General features: G+C 70.4%; 17 protein-coding genes. 11 read left to right on the plus strand and 6 right to left on the minus strand.

What is annotated here, in order from left to right:
* Positions 1 to 381 precede the first annotated feature (381 nt).
* Both E1218_RS12870 and E1218_RS12875 read left to right on the plus strand, forming a co-directional pair.
* A complete protein-coding gene (locus tag E1218_RS12870) occupies positions 382 to 1188 on the plus strand; it encodes an electron transfer flavoprotein subunit beta/FixA family protein (protein WP_132319645.1) in 807 nt (268 codons plus the stop codon).
* Positions 1189 to 1202: 14 nt separating this feature from the next.
* Positions 1203 to 2150, plus strand: a complete 948-nt coding sequence (locus E1218_RS12875; protein WP_132319647.1) for an electron transfer flavoprotein subunit alpha/FixB family protein — start codon at positions 1203 to 1205, stop codon at positions 2148 to 2150.
* A 97-nt stretch (positions 2151 to 2247) separates the two neighbouring features.
* On the opposite strand, the gene E1218_RS12880 is transcribed toward E1218_RS12875, so the two are convergent.
* Complete coding sequence (locus E1218_RS12880) at positions 2248 to 2724, minus strand: pyridoxamine 5'-phosphate oxidase family protein (RefSeq protein WP_165949247.1); 477 nt, start codon at positions 2722 to 2724, stop codon at positions 2248 to 2250.
* A 126-nt stretch (positions 2725 to 2850) separates the two neighbouring features.
* Here E1218_RS12880 and E1218_RS12885 point away from each other — a divergent pair, with 126 nt between their 5' ends.
* Genes E1218_RS12885 through ligA form a run of 4 tightly spaced genes read left to right on the plus strand, consistent with a single transcriptional unit; the run spans position 2851 to position 8284 of the window.
* Positions 2851 to 4053 carry a cysteine desulfurase family protein gene (locus E1218_RS12885; RefSeq protein ID WP_132319651.1) on the plus strand — a complete coding sequence of 401 codons (1203 nt, stop codon included), beginning with the start codon at positions 2851 to 2853 and terminating at the stop codon, positions 4051 to 4053.
* On the plus strand, positions 4053 to 5147 hold the full coding sequence (gene mnmA, locus E1218_RS12890; RefSeq protein WP_132319653.1) for a tRNA 2-thiouridine(34) synthase MnmA: 1095 nt from the start codon (positions 4053 to 4055) through the stop codon (positions 5145 to 5147). The genes E1218_RS12885 and mnmA overlap by 1 nt, the downstream gene beginning before the upstream one ends.
* Positions 5144 to 6124 carry a uroporphyrinogen decarboxylase/cobalamine-independent methonine synthase family protein gene (locus tag E1218_RS12895; protein ID WP_132319655.1) on the plus strand — a complete coding sequence of 327 codons (981 nt, stop codon included), beginning with the start codon at positions 5144 to 5146 and terminating at the stop codon, positions 6122 to 6124. Before mnmA ends, E1218_RS12895 begins: the two co-directional genes overlap by 4 nt.
* A gap of 30 nt (positions 6125 to 6154) precedes the next feature.
* Positions 6155 to 8284 carry an NAD-dependent DNA ligase LigA gene (ligA, locus tag E1218_RS12900; RefSeq protein WP_132319657.1) on the plus strand — a complete coding sequence of 710 codons (2130 nt, stop codon included), beginning with the start codon at positions 6155 to 6157 and terminating at the stop codon, positions 8282 to 8284.
* Positions 8285 to 8365: 81 nt separating this feature from the next.
* Here ligA and E1218_RS37215 read toward each other — a convergent pair whose 3' ends face one another.
* Entirely contained in the window at positions 8366 to 8842 is a 477-nt protein-coding gene (locus E1218_RS37215; protein ID WP_132319659.1) for a hypothetical protein, read from the minus strand.
* 15 nt (positions 8843 to 8857) lie between these two features.
* On the opposite strand from E1218_RS37215, the gene E1218_RS12910 reads away from it, so the two are divergent.
* Both E1218_RS12910 and E1218_RS12915 read left to right on the plus strand, forming a co-directional pair.
* Positions 8858 to 9871, plus strand: coding sequence for a hypothetical protein (locus tag E1218_RS12910; protein ID WP_233712198.1), 1014 nt, complete (start codon positions 8858 to 8860; stop codon positions 9869 to 9871).
* 20 nt (positions 9872 to 9891) lie between these two features.
* Positions 9892 to 10116 (plus strand): hypothetical protein, encoded by a 225-nt coding sequence (locus tag E1218_RS12915; RefSeq protein ID WP_132319661.1) that lies wholly within the window; start codon positions 9892 to 9894, stop codon positions 10114 to 10116.
* Here the strand turns inward: E1218_RS12915 and E1218_RS12920 are convergent.
* Entirely contained in the window at positions 10109 to 10756 is a 648-nt protein-coding gene (locus tag E1218_RS12920) for an ACT domain-containing protein (RefSeq protein ID WP_132319663.1), read from the minus strand. The genes E1218_RS12915 and E1218_RS12920 overlap by 8 nt on opposite strands.
* 200 nt (positions 10757 to 10956) lie before the next feature.
* On the opposite strand from E1218_RS12920, the gene gatC reads away from it, so the two are divergent.
* Genes gatC through gatB form a run of 3 tightly spaced genes read left to right on the plus strand, consistent with a single transcriptional unit; the run spans position 10957 to position 14266 of the window.
* Entirely contained in the window at positions 10957 to 11253 is a 297-nt protein-coding gene (gene gatC, locus E1218_RS12925; protein ID WP_132319665.1) for an Asp-tRNA(Asn)/Glu-tRNA(Gln) amidotransferase subunit GatC, read from the plus strand.
* Entirely contained in the window at positions 11253 to 12758 is a 1506-nt protein-coding gene (gatA, locus tag E1218_RS12930; RefSeq protein WP_132319667.1) for an Asp-tRNA(Asn)/Glu-tRNA(Gln) amidotransferase subunit GatA, read from the plus strand. The genes gatC and gatA overlap by 1 nt, the downstream gene beginning before the upstream one ends.
* Complete coding sequence (gatB, locus tag E1218_RS12935) at positions 12755 to 14266, plus strand: Asp-tRNA(Asn)/Glu-tRNA(Gln) amidotransferase subunit GatB (protein WP_132319669.1); 1512 nt, start codon at positions 12755 to 12757, stop codon at positions 14264 to 14266. Before gatA ends, gatB begins: the two co-directional genes overlap by 4 nt.
* A 59-nt stretch (positions 14267 to 14325) precedes the next feature.
* Here gatB and E1218_RS12940 read toward each other — a convergent pair whose 3' ends face one another.
* From E1218_RS12940 to E1218_RS36020, 3 genes are all read right to left on the minus strand, one after another.
* Positions 14326 to 14859, minus strand: a complete 534-nt coding sequence (locus E1218_RS12940; protein ID WP_132319671.1) for a general stress protein — start codon at positions 14857 to 14859, stop codon at positions 14326 to 14328.
* A 77-nt stretch (positions 14860 to 14936) separates the two neighbouring features.
* Entirely contained in the window at positions 14937 to 16088 is a 1152-nt protein-coding gene (locus tag E1218_RS12945; protein WP_233712199.1) for a PQQ-dependent sugar dehydrogenase, read from the minus strand.
* A 31-nt stretch (positions 16089 to 16119) separates the two neighbouring features.
* On the minus strand, positions 16120 to 16537 hold a 418-nt coding region (locus tag E1218_RS36020; protein ID WP_202865973.1), incomplete at its 5' end, for a hypothetical protein.

Below are 16537 nucleotides of genomic sequence, written 5' to 3' on the forward strand. Positions count from 1 at the left end.
TGCGGGGCTGCGACCGGCACGGCTGTGTCCAGGCCGTCGATCGCGGCCTGGACACAGCCCCACTGAGGGACGCCTGGTGTTCGCCGCCGTCATCCCGTCAACCCCGCGTGATGTTTGCGTGTGGCAACTAACTCTCGCCGGGTACCCGAAGCGCCGGTGGTCGAACAGCGGGTGAGCGGAAGATCACTTTGCGTCCGCCCGGCGACCGCGGGCGAACGTGTCGGCGGGATGGGTCACAGTGTGCGGACCGGTGCCGCGCCGAGCCGCTAGCCTGAGAGCGCCCCGGACTGTGACGGGCCTCGCAACCGGATGATGTTTCTCGTGAGTAACATCCGTGGCAGGCTGGGGAGAGACCGTTAACCAGAAGGGGTCCCACACGCTATGAAGATCGTCGTCTGCGCGAAGTTCGTGCCGGATGCCACCGCGGACCGCCGCTTCCGCCCGGAGGACAACACGGTGGACCGCGCCGGTGTCGACGGGCTGCTGTCCGAGCTGGACGAGTACGCGGTCGAGACCGCGCTGACCGTCAAGGAAGCCGCCGGTGATCCCGGTGACACTGTGGTGACCGTGCTCACCGTCGGCCCCGAGCAGGCCGCCGACGCGGTGAAGAAGGGCCTGCAGATGGGCGCCGACGCCGGGGTCCACGTACTCGACGACGCGATCCACGGCTCGGACGCGGTCGCCACCTCGCTGATCCTGGCGAAGGCGCTGGCCAAGCTCGAGGCCGACTTGGTCGTGTTCGGGATGGGCTCGACCGACGGGTCGATGGGCGTCGTCCCGGCGATGGTGTCGGAGCGGCTCGGGCTGCCGGCCGTGACGCTGGGCTCGGACGTGACCGTGGACGGGCAGACCGTCCGGATCCGCCGCGACGGCGACACCGCGAGCGACACGATCGAGGGCACGCTGCCGCTCGTCCTGAGCGTCTCCGACCAGGCGAACGAGCCGCGCTACCCGTCGTTCAAGGGCATCATGGCGGCCAAGAAGAAGCCGGTGGAGACCTGGTCGCTGGCCGACCTCGAGCTCTCGGCGGACCAGGTCGGCGGCTCGGCCGCGTGGACCGAGGTGGTCGAGGTGACCGCCCGCCCGCCGCGTACCGCCGGCACGATCGTGACCGACGATGATTCCGGCCCCGCCGGTAGCGGCGCTCATCAATTGGTCGAGTTCCTGTCCACCAACAAGTTCCTCTGAGGGGCGATCAGTTCATGTCGAACGTTCTGGTTCTCGTTGACCACACCGACGGCCAGGTCCGCAAGACCACCGCGGAGCTCCTCACCATCGCCCGCCGCCTCGGCGACCCGGTCGCGGTCTTCGTCGGCGACGGCGTGCAGGACGCCCTCCCGGCCCTCGGGCAGTACGGCGCGACCAAGGTGGTCGCGCTGACCAACCCGGAGCTGACGCAGTTCCTGGTGGCGCCGAAGGCCGAGGCGCTCCAGCAGGTCGCGGCGAAGGTCGAGCCGGCCGCGATCCTGATCTCGTCGAACGCCGAGGGCAAGGAGATCGCCGCCCGGCTGGCGGTCAAGCTCGAGTCCGGGCTGATCACCGACGCCGTCGACGTCCAGGAGGGCGCGGTCACCACCCAGTCGGTGTTCGCGGGCAACTACACGGTCCAGGCCAAGGTCACCCACGGCACGCCGATCATCACCGTCAAGCCGAACGCGGCCACCCCGGAGGCGGCCGAGACCTCGCCGGAGGTGGAGGAGTTCGACGTGACGATCTCCGACGCCGCCAAGACCGCGCGCATCACCGACTCCAAGCCGCGGGAGGCCACCGGCCGTCCGGAGCTGACCGAGGCCGCGATCATCGTGTCCGGCGGCCGCGGCACCGGCGGTGACTTCGGCCCGGTGGAGGCGTTCGCCGACTCCCTCGGCGCCGCGGTCGGCGCGTCCCGCGCGGCCGTCGACTCGGGCTGGTACCCGCACGCCTACCAGGTCGGCCAGACCGGCAAGACCGTCAGCCCGCAGCTGTACGTCGCCGCCGGCATCTCCGGCGCGATCCAGCACCGGGCCGGCATGCAGACCTCGAAGACCATCGTGGCCGTCAACAAGGACGAGGAGGCCCCGATCTTCGAACTGGTCGACTTCGGTGTCGTCGGCGACCTGCACAAGGTCCTGCCCGCCGCCACCGAGGAAGTCATCAAGCGCAAGTCCTGACCCCGCGACCCGACGGCCCGGCCCGGAACCCCTCCCGGGCCGGGCCGTCGCTCTGCCCGCTCGTGAGGGCGGACTACCACTCCCGCCGGCCTGAAGGCTAGGCCCAGACCGGTCGGCGGGAGTCGATGCCGGTGCCGTAGTCGGGGTCCCGGCCGCGGACGAGGAGCCAGTGGGCGGCGGCGCGGGCGCGGTAGAGGCGGAAGTCCGCCGGGGCGCGGAGCTCGTCGGGTCCGAAGGCGCGCAGGCCGGCGAGCCGGCTCGAGTAGAAGGCGGCCCAGCGCTCGAGCTCGGCGTCCGGCACGAGTTCGACGCGGGCACGCAGGTAGACGGCGGACGCCTGCCCGACCGCGACGCTGGAGTCGTAGATGACGATGCTGACCTCGGGATTGCGTGTCACGTTGAGCGAGTGCTCGGCGTCCGGCGACGACACCCAGTAGAAGTCGGCGTGACCGTCGGGCGTGAAGTACACCGGCGACACCCACGGCAGCCCGTCCGCGTCCACTGTCGCCAGCGTCATGTACTTGTTCGCCTCGATGACCGCGGCCGCCCGCTGCTCCAGAACCTCCTGCGACATGCCAGATCCTCTCAGGCGACGTCGTACCAAGGTACCGGCGGAACAGCTCCAAGGGCCGGCCTGCTGTCCCATCGCTGAGGCCCGGGGAGCGGGAACAACCGTGGCGGACATACTCTTGAATCCGATATGACTTCTTCCGACCGTCGCACGGTGTACCTGGACCACGCGGCGACGACTCCGATGCTGCCGGCGGCGATCGAGGCGATGACCCAGCACCTCGCGCGGACCGGCAACGCGTCGTCCCTGCACGGCTCCGGCCGGGCCGCCCGGCGTACGGTCGAGGAATCCCGGGAGACGATCGCCGCCGCGCTCGGTGCGCAGCCGAGCGAGGTGGTCTTCACCTCCGGCGGCACGGAGGCCGACAACCTCGCGCTGAAGGGCCTGTGGTGGGCTCGCCTGGCCGAGGAGCCGCGCCGCCGCCGGATCCTGCTCAGCGGCATCGAGCACCACGCCGTCCTCGATCCGGCCGTCTGGCTGGCGCAGCACGAGCGGGCCGAGATCGAGTGGCTCCCCGTCGACGAGCTCGGCCGGGTCCGGCCGGACGACGTACGGCGGGCCGTCGAGCAGGACCCGGAGTCCGTGTCGTTCGTCACGGTGATGATGGCGAACAACGAGGTCGGGACGCTCCAGCCGGTCCGCGAGATCGCGGCGCTGGCCCGGGAGTACGACATCCCCGTGCACACCGACGCCGTCCAGGCGGTCGGACAGATACCGGTGGACTTCGCCGAGCTCGGGGTGGACGCGATGACGGTGTCCGCGCACAAGCTCGGCGGTCCGTACGGCATCGGCGCGCTCGTCGTCCACAAGGAGACGAAGCTGACGCCCGTCCTGCACGGCGGCGGGCAGGAGCGCGACGTCCGGTCGGGCACGCTGGACGCGCCCGCGACCGCGGGGTTCGCGGTCGCCGTGGAGCACGCCGTCAAGCAGCAGGCCGACGAGGCCCGGCGGCTCACGGAGTTGCGGGACGCGCTGGTCAGCGGCGTCGTGGGCACCGTCGAGGGCGCGCAGTTGTCGGGTGACCCGGCCGGCCGCTTGCCCAACAATGCACACTTGTCCTTCAGCGGCTGCGAGGGTGACTCGCTGTTGCTGCTGCTCGACGCGCGTGGGATCGAGGTCTCCACCGGGTCGGCGTGCAACGCCGGGGTCGCCGAGCCCAGTCATGTCCTGCTGGCCATGGGGTACGACGACCAGCGGGCGCGCGGGTCGCTCCGGTTCACCCTCGGGCACACCAGCACCCGCGCCGACGTCGACGCCGTACTGGACAACATCGGACCGGTGGTGGAGCGGGCGAAGTCCGCCGGTCTGCAGAACGTGGGAAGGAACACCTGATGCGGGTACTCGCAGCCATGTCCGGCGGCGTCGACTCCGCCGTCGCGGCGGCGCGGATGGCCGAGGCCGGGCACGATGTGGTCGGCGTGCACCTGGCCCTGAGCCGGAACCCGCAGTCGTATCGCAGCGGCGCCCGCGGCTGCTGCACGATCGAGGACTCCCGCGACGCCCGCCGGGCCGCCGACGTGATCGGCATCCCGTTCTACGTCTGGGACCTGGCCGAGCGGTTCCACGCCGACGTGGTCGAGGACTTCGTCAGCGAGTACGCCGCCGGCCGCACCCCGAACCCGTGCCTGCGCTGCAACGAGAAGGTGAAGTTCAGCGCCGTCCTCGACCGGGCGCTCGCGCTGGACTTCGACGCGGTCGCGACCGGGCACTACGCGCGGATCGTGGACACCGCCGACGGGGTTCGCGAGCTTCACCGGGCGGTGGACCCGGCGAAGGACCAGTCGTACGTGCTCGGTGTCCTCACGCAGGAGCAGTTGAAGCACGCGTTCTTCCCGCTCGGCGACACACCGAAGACCGAGGTCCGGGCGGAGGCCGAGCGGCGCGGCCTGTCGGTGGCGGCCAAGCCGGACAGCCACGACATCTGCTTCATTGCCGACGGCAACACCCCGGGGTTCCTCAGCAAGCACCTGGGCGAGGCACCGGGCGACATCGTCGACGCGCAGGGCAACAAGCTCGGCGAGCACCAGGGCACCCACGGGTTCACCGTCGGCCAGCGCAAGGGCCTGAAGATCGGTACGCCGGCCGCGGACGGCAAGCCGCGGTTCGTCCTGGACATCAGCCCCGTCGACCGCACGGTCACCGTCGGATCGCGGGCGGAGCTCGCGGTCTCGTCGCTGACGGCGTCGAAGCCGCGCTGGTGTGGGCCGGAGCCGCGCGAGGAGCTGCACGTGAAGGCGCAGTTGCGCGCTCACGGCGAGCAGGTCGCCGTCACTGCCCGGATTGAGGGCGACCAGGTGCACGTCCGCTTCGACGAGCCCACGTCGGCGGTCGCACCCGGCCAGGCAGTCGTCCTGTACGACGGCACCCGCGTGATCGGCTCCGCCACGATCGACACGGTGTCGCGGGTGGCGGCCCAGCACGCATGACGAGTACAGGCCTGGGGTCGCTCCCCGGTGACGACATCCGCGAGTGGACCAGGGTGCTGCTCGACGCGGTCGACATCCCGTTCCTCGCCGAGCTTCCGGCGCGCCCGTACGGCGACATGGTCAGCCGGGCGGTCGCGGTACTCACCGAGTTGGCGGCCGATCTGCAGCCGGCCGGCTGGCGGCTCACGGGTGGTAGCGACCCGCGGGCGAGTCTGGACCAGCGGCGGGCGCGTTCACTGCTGGCCGAGGACCTTGACGTGCTCGAAGAGCTCGCGGACGGTTACACCGGACCACTGAAGCTGCAGTTGACCGGGCCCTGGACTCTCGCAGCCACGGTCGAGCTGCCACGCGGCGACAAGGTGCTCGCCGACTACGGTGCCCGGCGGGACCTGGCCGAGGCACTGGCGCTCGGTCTCGGTGAGCAGGTGGCCTCGGTGCGACGGCGTGTGCCCGGCGCCGAGATCGTCGTACAGGTGGACGAGCCGGCTCTGCCCGCCGTCCTCGCCGGCGCCGTTCCGACAGCGTCCGGGTGGGGCAAGCACCGCTCGGTCGACGGTCCGGGCGCCGTCGAGCTGTTGAGCTTGGTGACCACCGCCGCGCCGACAGTGATCCACTGCTGCGCTGAGCGACCACCCATCGAGGTCTTCACCAAGGCCGGCGCCGCCGGGATCGCGGTGGACATCTCCCTGCTGAACCCCGCCGCCTGGGACCAGTTCGCGCCGGCCGCCGAAGCCGGAACCACCCTCTACGCCGGCCTGATCCCGACCACCGGCCCGATTCCCGACCCTGAGAAAGCCGCCGATCCGCTGGTACGGCGCTGGCGTGAGCTCGGCCTGGACCCGGAGCTGCTGAAGAAGGTCGTGATCACCCCGGCCTGCGGTCTCGCGGCCTCCCCGTCGACCGCCGACGCCCGCCGCCGGCTCGACCTGTTGCGCCGGACCGCCGAGGTCGTCGCCGAGGCCGCCGAGAACACCTGAAACGTCGGTGCTCCCCTGTAAATTCGCCTCATGAGCACGGAGATTCCGGAGACGACTGCCGCCGAACAGCCCGCCGCGCCGCCGGAGGTGCGTGCGCGGCACGCCGCGCTGAGCCAGGAGATCGAGGAGCACCGGGTCAGGTACTACCTGGCCTCCTCGACCATCTCGGACGCGGACTTCGACGCGCTGATGCACGAGCTGCAGGGCCTGGAGGAGCAGTACAACGAGCTCCGCACGCCGGACTCGCCGACCCAGAAGGTCGGCATCCCGATCTCCACCCTGTTCACCCCGGTGCAGCATCCGACCCGGATGGAGAGCCTGGCGAACGCGTTCTCCGCCGAGCAGATGGAAGCGTGGGCCAAGCGGCTCGAGCGCGAGGTCACGGTCAAGCAGATCCACGACAGCGGCTTTCTCTGCGAGCTCAAGGTCGACGGCCTGGCCCTCGATCTCGTCTACGAGAACGGCACGCTGGTCAGTGGCGCGACCCGGGGCGACGGACGCACCGGTGAGGACGTCACGCTGAACGTCCGCACCATCAAGAGCATCCCGAACGACCTGAAGGGCAAGGACCTGCCGGCCTTCCTCGAGGTCCGCGGCGAGGTGTACTTCCGGGTCGAGGACTTCGAGGAGCTGAACGCGCAGCTGGTCGAGGCCGGCAAGGACCCGTTCTCCAACCCGCGCAACAGCGCCGCCGGCTCGCTGCGGCAGAAGGACCCGCGGGTGTCCGCGAGCCGACCGCTGCGGTTCGTCGTCCACGGCCTGGGCCGGGTCGACGGCTACCACGTCGGCCGGCTGTCGGAGGCGTACGAGCAGCTCAAGGCCTGGGGCCTGCCGGTCAGCGACCGCGCCCGCAGGGTCGGGACCCTCGACCAGGTCAACGACTTCATCGCGTACTACGGCGAGAACCGGCACTCCGTCGACCACGAGATCGACGGCGTCGTGGTCAAGGTGGACGAGGTGGACCTGCAGCGCGCCCTCGGGTCGACGTCGAGCGCGCCGCGCTGGGCGATCGCGTACAAGTACCCGCCGGAGGAGGTCACCACCAAGCTTCTCGACATCGAAGTGAACGTCGGCCGCACCGGCCGGGTCACGCCGTACGGGAAGATGGAGCCGGTCCGGGTGGCCGGGTCCACGGTCGAGTTCGCGACCCTGCACAACGCGCGGGAGGTCAAGCGCAAGGGCGTCTGGATCGGCGACACCGTCGTCCTGCGCAAGGCCGGCGACGTCATCCCGGAGATCCTCGGCCCGGTGGTCGAGCTGCGTCCGGACGACGCCCGCGAGTTCGTGATGCCGACCGAGTGCCCGTCCTGCGGGACGACGCTGCGCCCGATGAAGGAGGGCGACGTCGACATCCGCTGCCCGAACTCACAGTCCTGCCCGGCGCAGCTGCGGGAGCGGATCTTCCACCTGGCCGGGCGTTCGGCCTTCGACATCGAGGTGCTCGGCTTCAAGGCCGCCGACGCGCTGATCGGCGACGAGCTGATCACCGACGAGGGTGACCTGTTCGGCCTGACCGCCGAGGACCTCGCGCGCAGCTCGTTCTTCACCACCAAGGCCGGGTCGCTGTCCGCGAACGCTCAGCGCCTGCTGGCGAACCTCGAGACCGCCAAGACCCAGCCGCTGGCGCGTGGCCTGGTCGCGCTGTCGATCCGGCACGTCGGCCCGACCGCCGCGCAGGCGCTGGCCGCCGTGTACGACGACATCGAGGCGGTCCGGGCGGCGAGTGAACAGGAGCTGTCGGAGATCGAGGGCGTCGGGCCGACCATCGCGCGCGCCGTGATCGAGTGGTTCGAGGTCGACTGGCACCAGGCGATCGTGGACAAGTGGAAGGCCGCCGGCGTCCAGTTGCGCCAGGAGCGCACCGGGCCGAGCGTGCCGCAGACCCTGACCGGTCTGTCCGTCGTGGTCACCGGGACGGTCGAGGGGTTCAGTCGCGACGAGGCGACCGAGGCGATCGTGTCCCGTGGCGGCAAGGCGGCCGGTTCGGTCTCGAAGAAGACGTCGTTCGTCGTCGTCGGTGACTCCCCGGGGTCGAAGTACGACAAGGCCGTCCAGCTCGGCGTCCCGATTCTGGACGCGGCCGGCTTCCGCGCCCTGCTGGACGAGGGTGCCGAGGCGGCGGCGAAGGTCGCCAGCACTCCCGAGCCCGGCGACGGTTAGCAAGTACCTCTTCACCGACCAGTGAATCCGGCGGCCGGGCTGAGCCGTCGGACTGTTAACTTTGCACGTCTACACGTGGGTTCAAAAGGAGCGAATATGACGACGCCGCCGCAGGGACCGTGGGGTCCTGGGCAGCCGGGGGGCCAGTCTGGCGGGCCGCATGGGGGACAGGGAGGCCAAGGCGGCTGGGGACAACAGCCACCAGGCCAGGGTGGTGGCGGTTGGGGCCAGCGCCCGCAGCAGCCCCCGCAGCCTCCGCAGCAGGGCCAGCCTCCGCAGCAGGGCCAGCCTCCGCAGCAGGGCCAGCCTCCGCAGCAGGGCCAGCCTCCGCAGCAAGGCGGTGGTTGGGGGCAGCAGCCCGGACGACCGCAGCCCGGTGAGCCGCCGCATGGCCAGGGTGAGCCAGGCCAAGGGCAGCAGCATGGTCAGGGCGGCTGGGGTCAGCGTTCGCCGCAGCAGGGCGGTGGCTCGTACCAGCAGCAGCCGTGGGGCCAGCAGGGCTCCCAGCAGCAGGCTGGTTGGCACCAGCAGCAGGGTCAGCCGCAGTGGCAGCCGCAAGGCGGCGGCTCCCAAGTGCCAGGTGGTCTCGGCAAGGACAAGATGCCACTGCTGCTCGGCGGTGGCGTGGTGGGCATCGTGCTGATCGGCCTGCTCGTCTTCCTCGGCGTCAAGGCGCTCGGCGGTGACGACGAGCCCGAGGCCGGCCCGACGACCTCGCAGTCCACCGAGCCGACCAGCGAGCCGTCCAACGGCGGCGACAACGGTTCCCTCGGCAACGCGAGCGGTCAGGCCAAGACGGCGACCGAGAAGCTGCAGGGCAACGGCTACCAGTGCAGCGACCTGTTCAACACCGGCCAGGGCGCGCACCGCGGCTGCTTCAAGTACGAGGGCCCGACCGAGGCCGAGGCGATCTTCCAGTTCCAGCCGGACGGCACGATCATCGGCGTGCTGCTGAAGTCGGAGAACGACGAGAACGTCAACAACGCCGCGGTCACCTTCGACGCGGCCCTGCAGGCGATCGGCAACGACACCTTCGGCGGCGACCAGGTGAAGAAGATCCAGGAGGCGGTGAAGCTCGGCCAGAAGTCGCAGAAGGTCGGCAGCACCTGGGGCGAGTTCGAGCTGCGCAACAGCGGCGACGACCTGCAGCTGTCCGGCGGGAAGTCCGGGTCGGACTCGTTCGACCTGCCGCGGAAGAGCTTCGACACCACCGAGACGCAGCTGGTCACCGCGCTGAAGGCGAAGAACTACGTCTGCACCACGTCCTGCAGCAAGAAGGTCGGCAAGTACGGCTCGCAGCGGGTCTACTCCTACGCCAGCAAGGGCGAGGGCATCCGGTCGCTGGAGATGAGCGCCTCGGGTGACCCGGAGGAGGTCAAGAAGGCACTGCCGGCGGCGGTGAACGACGCGTTCGCGGCGATGAAGGGCGAGGACGTGGCGGCGCTGAAGTCGTACGTCCAGGCGCACAGCGACGGCAAGTCGTACTCTGCTTATGTGGCCGGATGGCGGATCGAGGTCATCGCCAACAACGAGGACTCCTACTCCTCGTCGCGGATCTCGATCAGCTACGAGACCTTCTACGTCTGAGCAGGTACGACGGGAGTCGGATGAAGTTCCCGAAGGAGAAGCGGGAGTCCCGGGCGGTGGTGACGCCACCGCCCGAGGCGCTCCAGCGGGTCGACGGCGGCGGTCCGTGGGGTCCGACGCAGTTCGACCTCCCGGACCGTAGCGGCAGCAACAGCCAGACGATCCTGATCGTGGTCCTGGTCGGCGTGGTGGTGCTGCTGGTCCTGGCCGGGCTTTGGACCTTCGCCTACTTCCGCTTCAGCTAGTGGCGCGGATGGTGACGGCCAGTGAGGCCAAATAGCTGAGCCGGGCGACCTCGGACCCCAGGAATTCGGGGCCGCCGCGGCGGCCGATCACCAGGATCCGGCGGCCGGACTCCAGCGGTGCGGCCACCAGCACCGACTCGGCCAGACCCTTGTGCTGGTCGGGGGCCGCCAGCGTCGTCGCCTTGTTCAGCGGCAGCCACGCCTCGGCCACGTCGCCGAATTCCGGCGTCGCGCTCGTCTCCAGGGCGACCTTCACCTCACTGCCGGTGCCGTCCAGCAGCGCGGCCCAGTCGGCATGCAGCACCGCGGGTGACTGCTCGACCAGGATGTCGATCGCGTCGGCCGGGGCCGACGTCATCTGCTCGACGGCCTCGAGATCCATGTGCAGTCCGCCGCCGGCGCCGTACCGGGAGAACCAGATGACCTCGACGCCGGGAACGCCGTTGCAGGCGGAGACCAGGCGGTCGGGGAGGACACCGGGCGGCAGGTCGACGACGATGTCGTCGACGGCGGTGCCGTTCTCCCGGCGGTGCTCGACGATCTCGATCGCGTGGATGTCGGCGTTCACCTCACCGAGAGCGGTGGCCACCGTGCCCAGCGACCCGGGGCGGTCCGGGATGATCAATCGCAGCAGGAACACCGAACGATCATCTCCCAGCCCATCACCCGTGCGCGTTACGCCTTGTCGCGGCCAATGTTACAGAGCGGAGCGCGGGGACACGCCCGGCCCATCTCAAACGGCCGGGGACCGAGGCAACACGAGCGTCACACGAGCCCACTAGGATGGCCGGGTCCGGTCGGAATCAGCCGGTCATCCTGCGAAACCAATTGGATCAGTTCATGCCATCGATTACCCGCGAAGAGGTCGCGCACCTGGCGCGACTGGCGCGGATCGAGCTCACCGACGCCGAGCTCGACCACCTCGCACCCCAGCTCGACCAGATCATCGCCCTGGTCGGGCAGGTCAGCCAGGTGGCCGCGGACGACATCCCGCCGACCTCGCACGCCCTGCCGATCACCAACGTGATGCGGCCGGACGAGAACGTGCCGTGCCTCACGCCGGAGCAGGCGCTGGCCGGCGCGCCGGCCGCGGAGGAGCAGCGATTCCGGGTGCCGCGGATCCTGGAGGAGGACTGATGACCGACCTGACCAGGAAGACCGCGGTCGAGCTCGCGGAGCTGATGACGTCCGGCCAGGCGAGCTCGGTGGAGATCACCCAGGCCCACCTGGACCGGATCGCCGCCGTCGACGGTGCCGTGCAGGCGTTCCTGCACGTGGACACCGAGGGTGCGCTGGCGCAGGCGGCCGAGGTGGACCGCAAGCGCGGCGCGGGGGAGCAGCTCGGGCCGCTGGCCGGTGTCCCGCTGGCGCTCAAGGACGTGCTCACCCAGGAGGGGGTGCCGACCACGGCCGGCTCGAAGATCCTCGAGGGCTGGAAGCCGCCGTACGACTCGACGGTGGTCAAGCGGTTGAGGTCGGCGGGCATCGTCATCCTCGGCAAGACCAACATGGACGAGTTCGCCATGGGTTCCTCGACGGAGAACTCGGCGTACTTCACCACTCACAACCCGTGGGACCTCGGCCGCATCCCAGGTGGCTCGGGCGGCGGTTCCTCGGCCGCGGTCGCGGCGTACGAGGCGCCGCTCGCGATCGGCACCGACACCGGTGGCTCGATCCGGCAGCCCGGTGCGTTCACCGGCACGGTCGGCGTGAAGCCGACGTACGGCGGGACGTCGCGGTACGGCCTGATCGCGCTGGCCTCGTCGCTCGACACGCCTGGTCCGTGTGCGCGGACGACGCTCGACACCGCGCTGCTGCACGAGGCGATCGCCGGCTACGACCCGATGGACTCCACGTCGATCAAGCAGGACGTCCCGCCGGTGGTCGACGCGGCCCGGCGCGCGGACGTGAACGGTCTGCGCATCGGCGTGGTCAAGGAGCTCGGCGGTGAGGGCTACCAGCCGGGCGTCGAGGCGCGCTTCCACGAGTCGGTCGAGCTGCTCACCAAGCTCGGCGCCGAGGTGGTCGAGGTCTCCTGTCCGCACTTCCAGTACGCGCTGCCGGCGTACTACCTGATCCTGCCGAGCGAGGCCTCGTCGAACCTGGCCAAGTTCGACGCGATGCGGTACGGGCTGCGTGTCGGCGACGACGGGGTGAACAGCGCCGAGAAGGTGATGAGCCTGACCCGCGAGGCCGGTTTCGGCGACGAGGTCAAGCGGCGGATCATGCTCGGCACGCACGCCCTCTCGAGCGGGTACTACGACGCCTACTACGGCCAGGCGCAGAAGGTGCGCACGCTGATCCAGCGCGACTTCGCCAACGCCTACGAGCAGGTCGACGTCCTGGTCTCGCCGGCCACGCCGACGACCGCGTTCCCGATCGGCGACCGCGCCGACGACCCGATCGCCATGTACAAGAACGACCTCTGCACGATCCCGGTCAACCTGGCCGGCAACGCGGCCGCGTCGTTCCCGTGCGGCCTGGCCGACGAGGACGACCTGCCGGTCGGCTTCCACGTGATGGCCCCGGTGATGCGCGACGACCTGCTGTACCAGGTCGGGTCCGCGCTCGAGGCCGCCCTGGCCGAGCAGTGGGGCGGCGTCCTGATGGCACAGGCTCCGGAGCTGGAGGTGACCCGATGACCGTCGACGTTCTCGAGATCGGCGACGCGCTGGCGCAGTACGACCCGGTGATGGGCCTCGAGGTCCACGTCGAGCTGAACACGAAGTCGAAGATGTTCTGCGGCTGCCCGACCGTGTTCGGCGCGCCGCCGAACACGCAGACCTGCCCGGTCTGCCTCGGCCTGCCGGGCGCGCTGCCGGTGGTGAACGCGCGCGCGGTCGAGTCCGCGATCAAGATCGGCCTGGCGCTGAACTGCGAGATCGCCGAGTGGTGCCGGTTCGCCCGGAAGAACTACTTCTACCCGGACATGCCGAAGAACTTCCAGACCTCCCAGTACGACGAGCCGATCGCGTACAACGGCTGGACCGAGGTGGCAGTGCCGTCAGGAGACGGCGGGACAGAGTTCTATCGGATCGAGATCGAGCGCGCCCACATGGAGGAGGACACCGGCAAGTCCACCCACGTCGGCGGCGCGACCGGCCGGATCCACGGCGCCTCGCACTCGCTGGTCGACTACAACCGGGCCGGCATCCCGCTGATCGAGATCGTCACCAAGACGATCGAGGTCCCGGCCGAGAAGGCCGCCGCGGTCGCGCGGGCGTACGTGAGCATGCTGCGGGACCTGCTGCTCGCGCTCGACGTCTCCGACGTCCGGATGGACCAGGGGTCGCTGCGCTGCGACGCGAACGTCTCGCTGAAGCCGAAGGGCTCCCCGGTGCTGGGGACCCGGACCGAGACGAAGAACGTGAACTCGTTCCGCTCGGTCGAGCGCGCGATCACCTACGAGATCACCCGGCAGGCCGCCGTGCTGAGCTCCGGTGGCAAGGTCGTGCAGGAGACTCGGCACTGGCACGAGGACACCGGCATCACCACGTCCGGCCGGGAGAAGTCGGACGCGGAGGACTACCGGTACTTCCCGGAGCCCGACCTGGTCCCGGTGGCCCCGTCCCGCGAGTGGGTCGAGGAGATCCGGTCGTCGTTGCCGGAGGCACCTTCGCTGCGCCGGGTCCGGCTGCAGGAGGCGTGGAGTTTCACCGACCTGGAGATGCGCGACGTCGTCAACGGCAACGCGCTCGAGCCGATCGTGAAGACGGTCGAGCTCGGGGTGACGCCGGCCGCGGCGAAGAAGTGGTGGCTGGGTGAGCTGGCCCGGGCGGCGAACGAGTCGGGTCAGGACCTGGACGCGCTCGGGGTCGGGCCGGCCGAGGTCGCCGAGGTGCAGAAGCTCGTCGACGCGGGTTCGCTCAACGACAAGCTGGCGCGGCAGGTCTTCGACGGCCTGGTCAAGGGCGAGGGCACGCCGGCCGAGATCATCGAGAAGCGCGGTCTCGCGCTGGTCTCGGACGACTCCGCCCTGATCGAGGCCATCGACCGGGCGATCGCGGCCAACCCGGACGTGGTCGAGAAGGTGAACTCGGGCAAGCCGGCCGCGGCGGGCGCGCTGATCGGCGCGGTCATGAAGGACATGCGCGGTCAGGCGGACGCGGCCAAGGTGCGCGAGCTGCTGAACGCCAAGCTGGGGATCTGAGCGCGCGTTCCCTGCGGGACCCGGAGCCGGCCGGTCGGGCCGGCTCCGGGCTTCTGCTGTCAGGCTGCGTGCCGGTGCCCGGTGTTCTCCACCGGAGCGTCCGGCATCGTCTCGCCTTCGACCTCGCCGCCGTTCCCGACTGCGGCGTCGGCGAGCAGCGTCCGGGCGACCGAGAGGTCCTCGACCGCGCACCGGACCTCGTAGCGGGTCGGCACGACCTCGGTCTCGACGACGTCCGGGCGGTTCCGGATCAGGCCCCGGAAGAGTCCCCACAAGGTGCCGAGCAGGCCGCCGTACACGAAGCCCCAGACGACCACGGCGAGCCCGGTCAGGCTGGTCTCGGCGACCAGCGTGACGAACACGGCGGCCAGCAGTCCGAGGGCGGCGCCTTGCAGCGCACCGACGGCGGTCAGCGTGACGACCGGGACGGCCTGCCGTTTTCGCGCCTGCCGGAGGTCGGCGCCGACGATGCTCATCGACCCGGCGTCCATCCCGTAACTTCGCAGGTGGTCGACTGTCCGCTGAGCCTCCTCGAAGCTGCTCACCGATGCGATCACACTGCTGGGTACGACGGACACCTGGTCGGGCCGCATCCCTATCAGTCCTCCTCTGGTCTGTGGGCTTGTTCCACAAGTACCAGACGACCGAAGGGCCCAAACGGTCGGCGCAGTCAGCGGCTGATGGCGATCCGGAGGATCCGGTCGTCGCCGTCGCGGGTGTCGCCCCGGCCGTCGGTGTTCGAGGTGGTCAGCCACAGGGAGCCGTCGGGCGCCGCCTCGACCGTGCGCAGCCGGCCGAACTGGTTGGTGAAGAACGCCTGCGGCTCGCCCGTTCGCTTGCCTCCGGCAACCGGAATCGCCCACAGCCGTTCGCCGCGCAGCGAGGCCATGAACACGTGCCCCTGGGCGAACGCGATCCCCGACGGTGACGCGTCGTCGGTCCGCCACTGCGCGATCGGGTTCGTCATCCCGTCCAGGTCCTCGATCCCCTCCGCGGCCGGCCAGCCGTAGTTCGCGCCCGAGGTGACCGCGTTGAGCTCGTCCCAGGTGTTCTGGCCGAACTCGGCGGCGTACAACTGGTTCCCGTCGAAGGCGAGACCCTGGACGTTGCGGTGGCCCTTCGAGTACCAGATCCGCCCGCCCGGGTTGCCCGGTGCGGCCTTGCCGTCGGTGGTGATCCGGAGGATCTTCCCGCCGAGCGAGCCGTCGTCCTGCGAGTTCGGCCGGTCCCCGCCGTCACCGGTGCCGGCGTACAGGAAACCGTCGGGTCCGAACCGGAGCCGCCCGCCGTTGTGGATCGCGGCCTCCGGGATGCCGTCCAGGATCACCTGCTGGCCGCTGAGCCGGTTGTCCCGGAACGTCAGCCGGGCGATCCGGTTGTCGCTGCCGGAGCTGTAGTAGGCGTAGACGTACGGACGCGTCGGGTACTGCGGGTCGACGGCCAGCCCGAGCAGTCCGCCCTCGGACGACGGGTCCACGTCATCGATCTCGCCGACCTCGGTCACGCGCCCGCCGGCGATCCGCTTGACCTTCGCCGAGTCGCGCTCGGTCACCAGCGCAGTCTGGTCCGGCAGGAAGGCCAGCCCCCACGGCACCTCGATCCCGGTCGCCACGGTCGAGGCCACGGTCAGCTTCACCGGGCCTTGCGCGGTCGCGGTGGTCCGCGGCGGGGCCGACGTCGTACCCGGGCTGGCCGGCGCGGGCGTCGTACTGGACGGGCTGGTCGCCGACGTCCCGGAACCGGACGGCTCACCGCCGTCGTCGCCGGAGCACCCGGCCGCGAGTGCGAGCGCCGCCACCATCACCGCTGCACGAGCCTTCACGCCGTCTCCTCAGGTCGATGTGCCTCCCAAGTTAGCGGCTGACACCAGCCCGTACTGCGGGAATCACCCGACCTGCAACCGATTCGAGAGACCGCATCGCGGCCTCGTGCGACGACCCCGGCAACCGCAGCCAGTGCGCGAACTGCACGAACCGGGTCGCTTCGTGCAGCGCGATCAAGCGGGCCGCGACCTCGTCCGGCGTACCGACGAGGTAGTCCTCGCGATTCAGCGGCGGAGGCTCGGTCCCGCCGTACGACGCGATCTCGCCCTCCAGGTAGGCGATCCCCGGCGCCGCATCCGCCCAGGCCCGGTCGGCGTCGTCGTCAACGTGCATGATCCCGGTGCAGATCAACGGTGGCGGATCGTCGACAACCTCGTCCAGCAGCCGCCGCCGTTCGATCAGATCCTTCGGCGTCGCGCAGTACACGATCACCCCGTCCCCCACCCGC

The organism is Kribbella turkmenica (assembly GCF_004348725.1).
Lineage (GTDB): Bacteria > Actinomycetota > Actinomycetes > Propionibacteriales > Kribbellaceae > Kribbella > Kribbella turkmenica.